Genomic DNA, 11,764 nt, shown 5'->3' on the forward strand with positions numbered 1-11,764 from the left:
CTTCTGTCCCGGTGCTCCGATCTTTCAACGTCCACTTGAACGGGCAGGGTGGTCGAGCGTCAGTTCGAGTTCGATGCCTTGCTCTTTGCAGATCCAGCGGCGGCACATGACGGCAAAGTCGTGTTGTGTGCCGGCTTTCACGAGCGAGACAAGATCACCCACGGCGCAATCGCTGCCGAGCTGGAGCGCCTCGATGGGTTCGGCGATGACTTGCTTGCCGGCATAATGTCTTGCGCTGGCCGTGAGCGTAATCAACACCCGCCTGCCAGTTGCGCGATCTTCGGGACTCGGCGATTGATTGGGCCGATGCCCCGATCCTTCAGCAGGAGTTCTTGCCATGACCTTGCGCTTCTCCAAGATCGTCATGTGTCTCTGTCTGGCGGCTTTCGCCTTTCTTGTCGCTCTCGGCAACGTCACCGATTACGGCTCAAACTTCGCCTTTGTCCAGCACGTGCTGAGCATGGACACGACCTTTCCCGGCAACGCGCTGATGTATCGCTCGATCACCAACCCCTCGCTATGGACGACGGGCTACTGGCTCATCATCGCCGGCGAGGCGCTGACCTGTCTGCTCTACCTGATCGCGGCCTGGAACCTGTGGCAAGCGCGCAATGCCAGCGGAGAGGTTTTCAACGATGCCAAGAAATTCGCCGTTATCGCCGCGACGATGGGATTCCTGATCTGGTATCTTGGATTTATGGTGGTGGGCGGCGAGTGGTTCGCCATGTGGCAATCGAGCATCTGGAACGGCCAGCAGAAGGCATTCATGTTCTACATGACCATAATGGCGGTGCTGATCTTCGTCATCCAGCCAGACGGTGATCTGCGCCAAACCTGAGTGCTGATCCGTGATTTCAATCGATATAAAGCAGCAGCGGCATGGCGACACCTGCCGCCGTCTGGCTCTTTTGGGCGAAAGCCGGGCAAAAACCGAACAATATCTTGACGTTCGCGGCCCTGTTTCGCATACACCGCTGCGAAGAGGGGGATTCCGCGCACGGGATTCCGTCTTTGTCTCAACGGCCCAGGGAGGGGTTCTTTTGGGCCAGCAATCGAGGAAAACCCGGCATGACCATAATTTCCGCCGTCATCGCCTGCGGCCTGCTTTCTGTCCTTTACGCCATCTGGGCGACACGTTCGGTCCTCGCGTCGGACCAGGGCAATGCACGCATGCAGGAAATCTCCGCCGCCATCCGTGAGGGCGCGCAAGCCTATCTGGCGCGCCAGTACACCACCATCGCCGTCGTCGGCGTGGTCGTGCTGCTGCTCGCCTGGTGGCTGCTGTCCATCACCGCCGCGATCGGCTTCCTGATCGGGGCCGTGCTTTCGGGCGCGGCCGGCTTCATCGGCATGCATGTTTCGGTGCGGGCCAATGTTCGCACGGCACAGGCCGCTTCCAACAGCCTTGCCGCCGGCCTCGACATCGCATTCAAGTCGGGCGCCATCACCGGCATGCTTGTTGCCGGCCTTGCCCTGCTTGGCGTGTCGATCTACTACCTGATCCTCACCCATTTCATGGGGCTTCAGCCCAATGACCGTATCGTCATCGACTCGCTGGTTTCGCTCGGCTTCGGCGCCTCGCTGATCTCGATCTTCGCCCGTCTCGGCGGCGGCATCTTCACCAAGGGTGCCGATGTCGGCGGCGATCTGGTCGGCAAGGTCGAAGCTGGTATTCCCGAGGATGATCCGCGCAACCCCGCCACCATTGCCGACAATGTCGGCGACAATGTCGGCGACTGCGCCGGTATGGCGGCCGACCTGTTCGAGACCTATGCGGTGACAGTCGTCGCCACCATGGTGCTGGGCGCCATCTTCTTTGGCGGCACCGCGGTTCTGAGTGCCGCGATGCTCTATCCGCTCGCTATCTGCGGCGCCTGCATCCTGACCTCGATCGTCGGTACTTTCTTCGTCAAGCTCGGCTCCAACGGTTCGATCATGGGCGCGCTCTACAAGGGGCTGATCGTCACCGGCCTGTTGTCCATCGTGGGCTTGGGCGTCGCCACCTCGGCCACGCTTGGCTGGGGCGAGGTCGGCACTGTCGCCGGCATGGTCATCACCGGCAAGAACCTGTTCATCTGCGGCCTGATCGGCCTCGTGGTGACCGGTCTCATCGTCGTGATCACCGAGTACTACACCGGCACCAACAAGCGTCCGGTCAACTCGATCGCCCAGGCGTCGGTGACCGGGCACGGCACCAACGTCATCCAGGGCCTTGCGGTCTCTCTGGAATCGACGGCACTGCCGGCCATCGTCATCGTCGGCGGCATCATCTCGACCTATCAGCTCGCCGGCCTTTACGGCACGGCGATCGCCGTCACCACCATGCTCGGCCTTGCCGGCATGATCGTCGCGCTCGATGCCTTTGGCCCGGTCACCGACAATGCCGGCGGCATCGCCGAAATGGCCGGCCTGCCCAAGGAAGTGCGCCACTCCACCGACGCGCTCGACGCGGTCGGCAACACCACCAAGGCGGTGACCAAGGGCTATGCCATCGGTTCGGCGGGCCTCGGCGCACTGGTGCTGTTCGCGGCCTATTCGAACGACCTGAAATTCTTTGCCGCCAATGGCGACAAATATCCCTACTTCCAGGGCATGGGCGAGGTCTCCTTCGATCTTTCCAACCCCTACGTCGTCGCCGGCCTGATCTTCGGCGGCTTGATCCCGTATCTGTTCGGTGGCATCGCCATGACGGCCGTCGGCCGCGCGGCGGGCGCCATCGTCGAGGAGGTGCGCAAGCAGTTCCGTGACGACCCGGGCATCATGGCCGGCACGTCCAAGCCGAACTATGCGCGCGCGGTAGATCTTCTGACCAAGGCGGCGATCCGGGAAATGATCATCCCGTCGCTGCTGCCGGTGTTGGCGCCGCTCGTCGTCTATTTCGGCGTGCTGCTGATCTCGGGCTCGAAAGCGTCGGCCTTTGCGGCTCTCGGCGCCTCTCTGCTCGGCGTCATCGTCAACGGCTTGTTCGTCGCCATCTCGATGACTTCGGGCGGCGGCGCCTGGGACAACGCCAAGAAGTCGTTCGAGGACGGATTCACCGACAAGGACGGCATCAAGCACCTGAAGGGTTCCGAGGCGCACAAGGCCTCGGTGACCGGCGATACGGTCGGCGATCCCTACAAGGACACGGCCGGCCCGGCGGTCAACCCGGCGATCAAGATCACCAATATCGTGGCGCTCCTGCTGCTGGCGGTGCTGGCGCACGGCTGAGCGGCAAAGCTCGACATTGAAAACACCCGCGGGGAGCAATCCCCGCGGGTTTTTATTTGACGGCGGTTTTGGAAGGCGGAAAACGAATTTCAACGGCTGCGTCCGCGTCCTGCCGTCGCTGTCTGCCCATCGCCGACGAGCCGGCCTCTCCCGCCCCATGATAACAAAAACCCGTGGGATCGCTCCCACGGGTTTTTGGTCGCCTGAGATGGTGCTGCCATCCCCAAGGGGAAGGCGGGTCTGAGATCAGGGAGTGCCGCCGCCGGGAATGCCGGGCGCCAGCTTGCTGGCGCCGTTGATGATCTGGCTGAGGAAGTTCTGGTCCTTGCCGCCAGTCGGCGTGGTGCGCGAGATGAAGTCGAAGATCTTGCCGTCCTTCAGGCCGTAATTGGCGATCTGGGTGACCCGCCCATCGGCCCCGAAATAAACCGCCAGCACATGCTGATCGATCAGCCGCGGCTTGTCGAAGGCGACATAGCGCTTGCGAGTCTGCGAGATGTAGTAAAAGGCTTCATTGTCGAAGGTCGCCGTCGTCGAGGGCGTGCCGAGCGCGAGCAGCACCTGCTCGCGGCTTGAGCCGACCGGCACCGAATCGATCGCCTGCTGATCGATGACATACCCCTGCGTCAGCGTTTCGCTGGGGTTCAGATCACCGATCATCTTGGAACTGTTGCAGGCCGAAAGCGCCGCAATGATGGCCAGCAGCGAGATCGCGCCAGCGGGCCTGGAAGAGAAGGTCGACTTGAAATTCAGCGCGCGCAACAACAATTCTCCACTATATCGCCGCAACTTGCGCTGGGCCGCAAAACCGGTAAACCAGCTTGCTTGCCGATGCAACAAGGCCAATTCAACAAACGGTCCCCGGAGACCATCCCCATGTTCCAGCGCCTTTTTGGTCGCGAACGCCACGCCAACCGCGCCATCACCGACGCGCTTTACGCACAAATCGTGGCGGCCGCGCGGCAGACCGTATTTTATTCCCACTGGAATGTGCCGGACACGCCGCTTGGGCGTTTCGAGATGCTGTCGCTGCACATGTTCCTGGTCCAGCACCGGCTGCGTGGGGAAGACGGCGTGGCGCAGGAGATCGCGCATGTGCTGATCGACGAATTTTTCCTCGACGTCGACCATTCGCTGCGGGAACTCGGCATTGGCGATGTCGGAGTGCCCAAGCGCATGAAAAAGCTGGCGAAGATGTTTTATGGCCGCACCGCCGCCTATGACGACGCATTGGAGCGCAATGATCATGATGGGCTCACCGCCGCCCTTGCACGCAATGTCCGGCCCGACGCCGCGGCTTGGGCGGAAGCGTCACGACTGTCCGACTATGTCGCCGATGCCCGCAATGGGCTGGCCACGCAGCCGTGCCGGGCGATCGTCTCCGGCACGGTGACCTTTCCGCTCGCCCAGGAGGCAGATCGATGAAGCACGCCGATCCGCAAAGTCCGGTATCGTTTTTTGCCAACGTCGCCCGCCTGCCGCAGAAGGGCTTGCCGGTGGTCATCGAGGCCGACGCCACCCAGCGCGCGACACTCGCCGAAGAGCACAGCTTGCTCTCGGTCGAAGCCTACCGTGCCGAATTCCTGGTGACGCCGTGGAAACGCAATGGCGTGAAGGTCAGCGGCCGGGTCGAGGCCGACATCACCCAGGCCTGTATCGTCACGCTCGATCCGGTCGGGGCGCATATCGACGAATCATTCGAGGCTCTGTTCCTGCCCGAGGATTCCAAGCTTGGACGACAGGGATTCGAAGGCGGCGGCGAGATCCTGCTCGACGCGGATGGACCTGACAGTCCCGAAACATTTTCAGGCGACACGATCGATGTCGGGGCACTCGCCGAGCAGTTCTTCGGACTGGCCATCGATCCTTATCCGCGCAAGCCGGGTGCGTCGCTTGATGCCGGCCGCGAGGCCGAACCGGTGGAGAATGAATTTCAGCAGAAACTGCGATCGCTGTTGGGAAAATCCTGAAAACCTCACCCGCGACGGAAAAGTCGGTTGTGCGAATGTCCAAAACCGCTATTTTCGCCGAACCTTCGCGATCACTAAAACGATCCGCCGCCTAAGCAAAACCGTGAGATGAATACCGCGTGATCAGGATTTCCATCGATGCCATGGGCGGCGATCACGGACCAGCCGTGGTCATTCCGGCGCTCATGACGGTCGCGACCCGCCGTCCCGACGTCCGCTTCGTCATCTACGGGCGGGAGGAGGCCGTACGACCCGAACTGGCCAAATTTCCCAAGCTGGCCGGTGTGAGCGAATTCTTCCACTGCGAGGTGGCCGTCAGGATGGACGACAAGCCGAGCCAGGCACTGCGCCATGGCCGCTGGAAGTCATCGATGTGGAAGGCTGTCGAGGCGGTCAAGTCGGGTACGGCGGACGCCTGCGTCTCGGCCGGCAACACCGGCGCGCTGATGGCGATGTCGAAATTCTGCCTGCGCACCATGGCCACCATCGACCGCCCGGCGATCGCGGCACTTTGGCCGACGCTGCGCGGCGAAAGCGTGGTCCTCGACGTCGGCGCCACCATTGGCGCGGATGCGCACCAGCTCATTGATTTTGCCATCCTTGGAACCGGCATGGCCCGATCGGTCTTCGGCGTCTCGCGGCCCAGTGTCGGCCTGCTCAATGTCGGCGTCGAGGAGATCAAGGGCCAGGAAGAGGTCAAGGAGGCTGGGCGCATGCTGCGTGAAGCCAATATGGCCTCGATGAACTATCACGGTTTCGTCGAGGGCGACGATATCGGCAAGGGCGTGGTCGACGTCGTCGTCACCGAAGGCTTCGCCGGCAACATCGCCCTGAAGACGGCGGAAGGCACGGTGCGCCAGATTGGCGGCTACCTGCGGGCGGCGATGAGCCGTACGCTGATGGCCAGGATCGGCTATATCTTCGCCAAGGGCGCGTTCGATCGCCTGCGCGAAAAGATGGATGTCGGCCGCTCCAATGGCGGCGTTTTCCTGGGGCTGAACGGCATTGTGGTGAAAAGCCACGGCGGCGCCGATTCGGATGGTTTCGCCGCCGCCATCGAACTCGGCTACGATATGGTGCGCAACAATCTGCTCGACCGCATCGAGGCCGACCTGGACTTGTTCCATGCGCGCAATCCGCATGCCCAGACATCTAGGAAATCCGACGTCGTCAGCGACGCAAAGGAATAGGAAAGAACTTTGATCAGATCAGTCGTGCGCGGCATGGGCGCCGCGCTGCCCCGCCGCATCATGAAGAATGCCGACTTTGAAGGCATGGTCGAAACCTCGGACGAGTGGATCGCCCAGCGCACCGGCATCCGCCAGCGCCATATCGCGGCCGACGACGAGACCACCGCTTCGCTGGGTGAGGCGGCGGCGCGCGCAGCGCTCGCCGATGCCGGCCTGACGCCCGGAGACATCGACCTGATCGTGCTGGCGACCTCGACGCCCAACAATACTTTTCCGGCCACGGCCGTCGAGATCCAGAACCGGCTCGGCATGCATCACGGCTTTGCCTTCGACCTGCAGGCGGTATGCTCGGGCTTCGTCTATGCGGTAACCACGGCCGACCTCTATATTCGCGGCGGCTTGGCCAAGCGCGTGCTGGTGATCGGCTCGGAAACCTTTTCGCGCATCCTCGACTGGACCGATCGCTCGACCTGCGTACTGTTCGGCGACGGCGCCGGCGCCCTGGTTCTTGAAGCCGGCGAAGGGGGCGGCAGTATTGCCGACCGCGGCGTGCTAGCGATGAGCCTGCGCTCCGACGGCGCGCACAAGGACAAGCTCTTTGTCGACGGCGGGCCTTCGACGACGGGAACGGTGGGCTACCTCAGGATGGAAGGCCGCGAGGTCTTCAAACATGCGGTAGGCATGATCACCGACGTCATCGAGGCGACGTTTTCGCAGGCCGGCATCACCGCCGACGACCTCGACTGGTTCGTGCCGCATCAGGCCAATAAACGGATCATTGACGCTTCCGCCAGGAAGCTCGGGATAGCCGAGGAAAAGGTGGTGGTGACGGTCAATCTGCACGGTAACACCTCGGCTGCTTCCGTGCCGCTGGCGCTTTCCGTGGCTGTTGCCGATGGCCGCATCAAAAAGGGCGACCTTGTGCTTCTGGAAGCGATGGGCGGCGGCTTCACCTGGGGCGCGGTTCTGCTTCGCTGGTAAGTGCCGGACGGTCGGGTTCGGTCCTTGACCTTGCCGGATCAATTACTTAGGCTCTGCCGCTGTTGTGTCGATTTTATGTTTGAGCTGATGGGACGGTCGCATGGGGGGAAAGACACTTACGCGCGCCGACCTTGCCGAAGCCGTTTACCGCAAGGTAGGTTTGTCGCGCACTGAATCGGCCGAACTCGTCGAGGCGGTGCTGGACGAGATCTGCGAGGCGATCGTCCGTGGCGAGACGGTGAAACTGTCGTCTTTCGCGACGTTCCACGTCCGCTCCAAGAACGAGCGCATCGGGCGCAATCCCAAGACCGGCGAAGAGGTGCCGATCCTGCCGCGGCGGGTGATGACCTTCAAGTCGTCGAACGTGCTGAAGAACCGCATCTTGCGCTCCCACCAGAGCGGCAAGGCGAAGGGCGGCAAGTAGGCTCGCTGCAAATGCACGGTTGAAAACAGGCCTTGCGATGATGCCGGGCTTGAATATTGCCTCACAAACCGCTGAAATGAGACCCGATTCGGCAACATGGCCGGATTGGTGTTCCGCGTGATCGTTACGCGCAGCCGGAATGAGCTCCCCTCCTGTCGAGGGAATCCCGTTCGAACGCCGGTTCCCATGTCCCGGGATCATGCTCCAGTGTGAGGATTTCGCCCATGGACAAGAGCCCTGACGCCTTTCGCACCATCAGCGAGGTCGCCGAAGACCTCGATCTGCCGCAGCACGTGCTGCGCTTCTGGGAAACGCGTTTCAACCAGATCAAGCCGATGAAACGCGGCGGCGGCCGCCGCTACTACCGGCCGCAGGATGTCGAACTGATCAAGGGCATTCGCCATATGCTCTACGACCAGGGCTACACCATCAAGGGCGTGCAGAAGCTGTTGCGCGAAAACGGCAACCATTTCCTGGTTGCCATCGGCAATGGCGATATGGCCGCCGTCGAGGCGATCTCGCAACGAAAGCAGGCCGACCAGGTGCCGTTGACGGCGGCAGCGCAACCGCGCGGCGGAGATGACGAACTGGTTGGCCAGCCGAGGGTCAAGCCCAGCCGCCGTTTCTTCGGTCTTGGCAAGAGCGACGAGGAAGGCCCGGTCCAGCCGGACGCTTCGAAACTGTCGCGGGACAATCGCGCGCTGTTGCAGGAAGCTTTGTTCGACCTCCTCGAATGCAAGCGCCTCCTCGACCAAGTGCGCTGACGGGCAACCGGCCGGCGCCTGAAGAACGGGAACCCGCCTTTGGGTGATGCGTTACGTTTTCTTGAGCAAGACAAGGCTTGAGCAGACAAGGAAACGCATCATGGCATTATTCTCGACCCTCTCGGACGTCGATCTCGACAGGCGGGTCGCTGCACTCTCCAGGGAATTGGCGGCCCTGAAGAAGGCTGCGTCCAGGCGGGGCGGCGCCTATTACGAAGACGGTCGCGACGCGGCGCTTGACACGTATTCCGACCTTGCGGAACGTCTGCACGATGCGTTGCCGGCGATCCGCGAGCGGGGCAGGGCGATCGAGAAATCCGCCCGCGAGCATCCGGCGGCGGCCGCAGCGATCGGCTTTGTGGTGCTTGGTCTGGTCGCCAGTCTGCTGTTCAGCCGGCGCTGACCTTTATTTTATTCCTCGGTTCCGCTGGATCGGTGCGCGGGCGATTCATGTTGCCCGAAAGTGCACCCGGTTTAGGACAGCGGCGCCTGTGGGTGCCACGAAAAAAGGGCCATAGCCCCAGCTTGTCGGTCTGCAGCACGAACAGGGGTTTTTTCGTCAGAGCAGGCGCTCGTTGTAGCGCTGCGAGATCGCGCTGATACGGCGCGTATCCGGAGGAAACCAGGAGAAGACCGGCTTCGAACAAGAAGCCAAAGCCGGTCTTCTCATTGGCAGTCGGTTAAGCTCAGGCCTTCTTGCCCATAACCTTGTGGTGGTGGTGATGATGGTAGTGGTGGCTGCGATGGTGCTTGCGATGATGACGATGATGCTTGTGCATCGGCGCCGCATCAGCGCTGGTCGCGCCGAGGATTGGCATGGTGAATGCAAGTGCAACTGCAAGCCCGAGGGCCGAGAGGAGGGACTTCTTCATGGATATCTTCCTTTTTTCGCAGGCAATCTGAATCAGGCCAACAGCCTGTTCGCCGCGAGCGGGATTACGCTCCCGTTTTTTTTCGTCAGTATTTCCCGAATATAGAATTTTGTTTCTGGAATGTGTCTGGCGGCGAAGGCTGTGGGCTCCACCGACAGGCTGAGCCCACAGCGCCGATGAGCGGGAGAAATTTCGGTACGGGGCCGCAGACGCAACCGGCTTACATGGGCGGGACCACGCCATTGTTGCCGACCACGACGCGGTTGGCACTCAGCGTGCCGTCGGCGCCGCGCGTCGCGGTGACCACGACGGGCGCGCCGGGCTTGAGATCGGCCGGCGTGGCCGGCGCAAAGGTGACGACCGGCGTCTTGTCGGGGATTGAGATCTTCTTTGTCTGGCCGTTGTCATAGGTCAGCGTCACCGCGCGGCCATTCACGTCGGTCACGTCGGCGACGGTGCCGTTGGTCATGCGGCTGTTGGGCTTGAGGTCCCAGGCGCGGTCGCCTTCGCCCGTGCCTTTCAAGGCTGCGGGAAACACCACGACCTCGAGCGCGCCGCTGCCGCCATCGGCCTTCGACACGGACGCTATGCCGAGGAAATCGCCGAGCTTGATGTCCTTTACCGACGCGCCCGCGACGCCCGATATCTTCCATCCGGCGGCGAGCTTGATCTTATCCATGCCACCCTGGCGGTTTTTCACCGTCAGCTGGGATTGGTCGGAACTGGCCACGACGCCGCGCACCCGCACCGTGTCTGCCGCCGGCGCGCTGGTTGCAGCAAGGCCAAGGCTGGAAAGCGTGCCGAGCACGATCATGATTGTCCGCAATTTCATCGCATCGATCCTTTCAGGAAAATGACAGCCGCGCCGGCAACGGTCCTGGGTTTCGCGCCGGCGCAATTGAACCAACGAACGGGGTCGTAAAAATCATCGAGCGACGAGGTGATCAGGTGTTCAAAAGAACTTGATCGAGAGCGGTTGCGAGCGGCGTGCGCCAGGCATGGTTCACGATGCTGTGACGGCCAGTTTGTGACTTGGCAAATCACCCGCAAGCGGGCATGTTCTCGCCGTCTCAGGCAACACCATTTTCATCAAACTCTTTCAGCCAACGGAGTTGCCAATGCCATACAGTGCAAAGCGCGAACCCCTCCCGGAACTGGTTGCCAGCGAAGCCGGGCAAGGCCATAGCGCCCTCAGAACGATTCGGGAAACCAAGGGATACAGTGTCGAGGAGCTTTCCCTGACAACCGGTCTGGCGGTCGACGAAATCGAGGATATCGAGAACGGCAGGACGGCCGATCCGTCGCAGCTGCGCCGTATTGCGTCGGCGCTTCGGCTTCCTCAGGAGGCGCTGCTCGGCACGGCCGTGCAGGCGCGGGCCGCGCAAGACCGCCCCGCGCTGTAGCGCCAGTGCCATGCATGTTCGAAAACCCGCCGGGGACCTTGGCGGGTTTTCTGTTTGCCGTGACTGAAGGCTTGCCTGCTTACCCTTGGCACGTGTTTATGGACGCGCCGGCCTAGCTTGCTGCTTCGTCATTTCGATCCGCGGGGTTTCGATGAGCCTGGAATCCGTTCGTGCCTTTTTCGCCAGCAAGGCGCCCGATATCGACGTGATCGTGACCGAGGCGAATTCGGCGACCGTAGCATTGGCTGCGCAGGCACACGGCGTGTTGCCGGCGCAGATCGCAAAGACGATCTGCCTTCGCGTCGGCGAACGCACCATGCTGGTCGTGACCAGCGGCACCGCCAGGCTGGACAATCGCAAGTTCAAGGATCGGTTCGGCAGCAAGCCGCGCATGCTGGAGGCCGCTGAGGTTATCGAGGCAACCAGCCATCCGGTCGGCGGTGTCTGCCCGTTCGGCCTGCCGGCGCCGCTGCCGGTCTATTGCGACGTGTCGCTGCGCGGTTTCGAAGAGGTCGTGCCTGCCGCCGGCGCCACCAACGCGGCGGTGCGGATCGCACCGCAGCGCATGGCTGATCTCACCGGCGCCGAATGGGTCGATGTGTGCCAGGGGTAGATGGCGATCGATGAGACGGACTTTGGGGGTAAGTCCTTGTTTAAAATGGTCGGAGTGGCCGGATTCGAACCGACGACCCCTTGACCCCCAGTCAAGTGCGCTACCGGGCTGCGCTACACTCCGGACCGCGCAAAGCCATATATATTCGAGGCTTGGCGCGCAAGCGCTAAAACCGCCTCCGGAAGCAGAACCAACCATCGCCGATAAATCGCGTCAAACCTGACCGGAAGTCCCACGGGCGTTCCCGGGTCGCTCCGTGGACCATGCCATGAGCAAGGCTTCCTTCAGAGTAAATGCCTCCACCTGTCGGGGCCCTCTTGGCCGGGAATTGCTTTCC

15 protein-coding genes and 1 tRNA gene are annotated in these 11,764 nt (G+C 62.2%); 11 read left to right on the forward strand and 5 right to left on the reverse strand.

The window, feature by feature from the left end; genetic code table 11:
- Positions 1-24: 24 nt before the first annotated feature.
- Complete coding sequence (locus FJ426_RS18390; RefSeq protein WP_246675574.1) at positions 25-366, reverse strand: hypothetical protein; 342 nt, start codon at positions 364-366, stop codon at positions 25-27.
- Here FJ426_RS18390 and FJ426_RS18395 point away from each other — a divergent pair.
- Both FJ426_RS18395 and FJ426_RS18400 read left to right on the forward strand, forming a co-directional pair.
- The gene (locus FJ426_RS18395; RefSeq protein ID WP_140560578.1) at positions 338-838 is read left to right on the forward strand and encodes a DUF2165 domain-containing protein; all 501 of its coding nucleotides are present in this window, start codon (positions 338-340) and stop codon (positions 836-838) included. The genes FJ426_RS18390 and FJ426_RS18395 overlap by 29 nt on opposite strands.
- Positions 839-1,068: 230 nt before the next feature.
- Positions 1,069-3,210, forward strand: coding sequence for a sodium-translocating pyrophosphatase (locus FJ426_RS18400; protein ID WP_140494017.1), 2,142 nt, complete (start codon positions 1,069-1,071; stop codon positions 3,208-3,210).
- A gap of 246 nt (positions 3,211-3,456) precedes the next feature.
- Here the strand turns inward: FJ426_RS18400 and FJ426_RS18405 are convergent, their stop codons facing one another.
- Positions 3,457-3,972 (reverse strand): outer membrane protein assembly factor BamE, encoded by a 516-nt coding sequence (locus tag FJ426_RS18405; protein ID WP_140494015.1) that lies wholly within the window; start codon positions 3,970-3,972, stop codon positions 3,457-3,459.
- 114 nt (positions 3,973-4,086) lie between these two features.
- Here FJ426_RS18405 and FJ426_RS18410 point away from each other — a divergent pair, with 114 nt between their 5' ends.
- From FJ426_RS18410 to FJ426_RS18440, 7 genes are all read left to right on the forward strand, one after another.
- Complete coding sequence (locus tag FJ426_RS18410; protein WP_140560579.1) at positions 4,087-4,635, forward strand: ubiquinol-cytochrome C chaperone family protein; 549 nt, start codon at positions 4,087-4,089, stop codon at positions 4,633-4,635.
- On the forward strand, positions 4,632-5,180 hold the full coding sequence (locus FJ426_RS18415) for a DUF177 domain-containing protein (RefSeq protein ID WP_140515709.1): 549 nt from the start codon (positions 4,632-4,634) through the stop codon (positions 5,178-5,180). The genes FJ426_RS18410 and FJ426_RS18415 overlap by 4 nt, the downstream gene beginning before the upstream one ends.
- 119 nt (positions 5,181-5,299) lie before the next feature.
- Positions 5,300-6,370: a phosphate acyltransferase PlsX gene (gene plsX / locus FJ426_RS18420; RefSeq protein ID WP_140494009.1), complete on the forward strand. Its 1,071-nt coding sequence runs from the start codon at positions 5,300-5,302 to the stop codon at positions 6,368-6,370.
- 9 nt (positions 6,371-6,379) lie between these two features.
- Positions 6,380-7,351: a beta-ketoacyl-ACP synthase III gene (locus tag FJ426_RS18425; protein ID WP_140494008.1), complete on the forward strand. Its 972-nt coding sequence runs from the start codon at positions 6,380-6,382 to the stop codon at positions 7,349-7,351.
- Between the two features lie 100 nt (positions 7,352-7,451).
- Positions 7,452-7,775: an integration host factor subunit alpha gene (locus tag FJ426_RS18430; RefSeq protein WP_140494007.1), complete on the forward strand. Its 324-nt coding sequence runs from the start codon at positions 7,452-7,454 to the stop codon at positions 7,773-7,775.
- A gap of 224 nt (positions 7,776-7,999) precedes the next feature.
- A complete protein-coding gene (locus FJ426_RS18435) occupies positions 8,000-8,539 on the forward strand; it encodes a MerR family transcriptional regulator (RefSeq protein ID WP_140494005.1) in 540 nt (179 codons plus the stop codon).
- A 100-nt stretch (positions 8,540-8,639) separates the two neighbouring features.
- Complete coding sequence (locus FJ426_RS18440) at positions 8,640-8,942, forward strand: hypothetical protein (RefSeq protein ID WP_140494003.1); 303 nt, start codon at positions 8,640-8,642, stop codon at positions 8,940-8,942.
- A gap of 283 nt (positions 8,943-9,225) precedes the next feature.
- Here FJ426_RS18440 and FJ426_RS18445 read toward each other — a convergent pair whose 3' ends face one another.
- Positions 9,226-9,411, reverse strand: coding sequence for a hypothetical protein (locus tag FJ426_RS18445; protein ID WP_140494001.1), 186 nt, complete (start codon positions 9,409-9,411; stop codon positions 9,226-9,228).
- A 220-nt stretch (positions 9,412-9,631) separates the two neighbouring features.
- Entirely contained in the window at positions 9,632-10,243 is a 612-nt protein-coding gene (locus FJ426_RS18450; protein WP_140560580.1) for a hypothetical protein, read from the reverse strand.
- Positions 10,244-10,529: 286 nt separating this feature from the next.
- Between FJ426_RS18450 and FJ426_RS18455 the strand changes: the two genes are divergently transcribed.
- Together FJ426_RS18455 and FJ426_RS18460 are read left to right on the forward strand one after the other, a co-directional pair.
- The gene (locus FJ426_RS18455) at positions 10,530-10,814 is read left to right on the forward strand and encodes a helix-turn-helix transcriptional regulator (protein ID WP_140560581.1); all 285 of its coding nucleotides are present in this window, start codon (positions 10,530-10,532) and stop codon (positions 10,812-10,814) included.
- Positions 10,815-10,965: 151 nt separating this feature from the next.
- Positions 10,966-11,427: a YbaK/EbsC family protein gene (locus FJ426_RS18460; RefSeq protein WP_140560582.1), complete on the forward strand. Its 462-nt coding sequence runs from the start codon at positions 10,966-10,968 to the stop codon at positions 11,425-11,427.
- A gap of 46 nt (positions 11,428-11,473) precedes the next feature.
- Here the strand turns inward: FJ426_RS18460 and FJ426_RS18465 are convergent.
- Positions 11,474-11,550: transfer RNA gene (locus FJ426_RS18465), tRNA-Pro, on the reverse strand.
- Between the last annotated feature and the right edge of the window lie 214 nt (positions 11,551-11,764).

This window comes from Mesorhizobium sp. B2-6-4, from assembly GCF_006441495.1.
GTDB lineage: Bacteria > Pseudomonadota > Alphaproteobacteria > Rhizobiales > Rhizobiaceae > Mesorhizobium.

What these genes read in the sequence shown, in the direction of transcription:
- FJ426_RS18395 (WP_140560578.1), top strand. Translation starts at nt 338, where the DNA reads ATGACCTTGCGCTTCTCCAAGATCGTCATGTGTCTCTGTCTGGCGGCT.
- FJ426_RS18390 (WP_246675574.1), bottom strand. Translation starts at nt 366, where the DNA reads ATGACGATCTTGGAGAAGCGCAAGGTCATGGCAAGAACTCCTGCTGAA.
- FJ426_RS18400 (WP_140494017.1), top strand. Translation starts at nt 1,069, where the DNA reads ATGACCATAATTTCCGCCGTCATCGCCTGCGGCCTGCTTTCTGTCCTT.
- FJ426_RS18410 (WP_140560579.1), top strand. Translation starts at nt 4,087, where the DNA reads ATGTTCCAGCGCCTTTTTGGTCGCGAACGCCACGCCAACCGCGCCATC.
- FJ426_RS18415 (WP_140515709.1), top strand. Translation starts at nt 4,632, where the DNA reads ATGAAGCACGCCGATCCGCAAAGTCCGGTATCGTTTTTTGCCAACGTC.
- FJ426_RS18430 (WP_140494007.1), top strand. Translation starts at nt 7,452, where the DNA reads ATGGGGGGAAAGACACTTACGCGCGCCGACCTTGCCGAAGCCGTTTAC.
- FJ426_RS18435 (WP_140494005.1), top strand. Translation starts at nt 8,000, where the DNA reads ATGGACAAGAGCCCTGACGCCTTTCGCACCATCAGCGAGGTCGCCGAA.
- FJ426_RS18440 (WP_140494003.1), top strand. Translation starts at nt 8,640, where the DNA reads ATGGCATTATTCTCGACCCTCTCGGACGTCGATCTCGACAGGCGGGTC.
- FJ426_RS18445 (WP_140494001.1), bottom strand. Translation starts at nt 9,411, where the DNA reads ATGAAGAAGTCCCTCCTCTCGGCCCTCGGGCTTGCAGTTGCACTTGCA.
- FJ426_RS18450 (WP_140560580.1), bottom strand. Translation starts at nt 10,243, where the DNA reads ATGAAATTGCGGACAATCATGATCGTGCTCGGCACGCTTTCCAGCCTT.
- FJ426_RS18455 (WP_140560581.1), top strand. Translation starts at nt 10,530, where the DNA reads ATGCCATACAGTGCAAAGCGCGAACCCCTCCCGGAACTGGTTGCCAGC.
- FJ426_RS18460 (WP_140560582.1), top strand. Translation starts at nt 10,966, where the DNA reads ATGAGCCTGGAATCCGTTCGTGCCTTTTTCGCCAGCAAGGCGCCCGAT.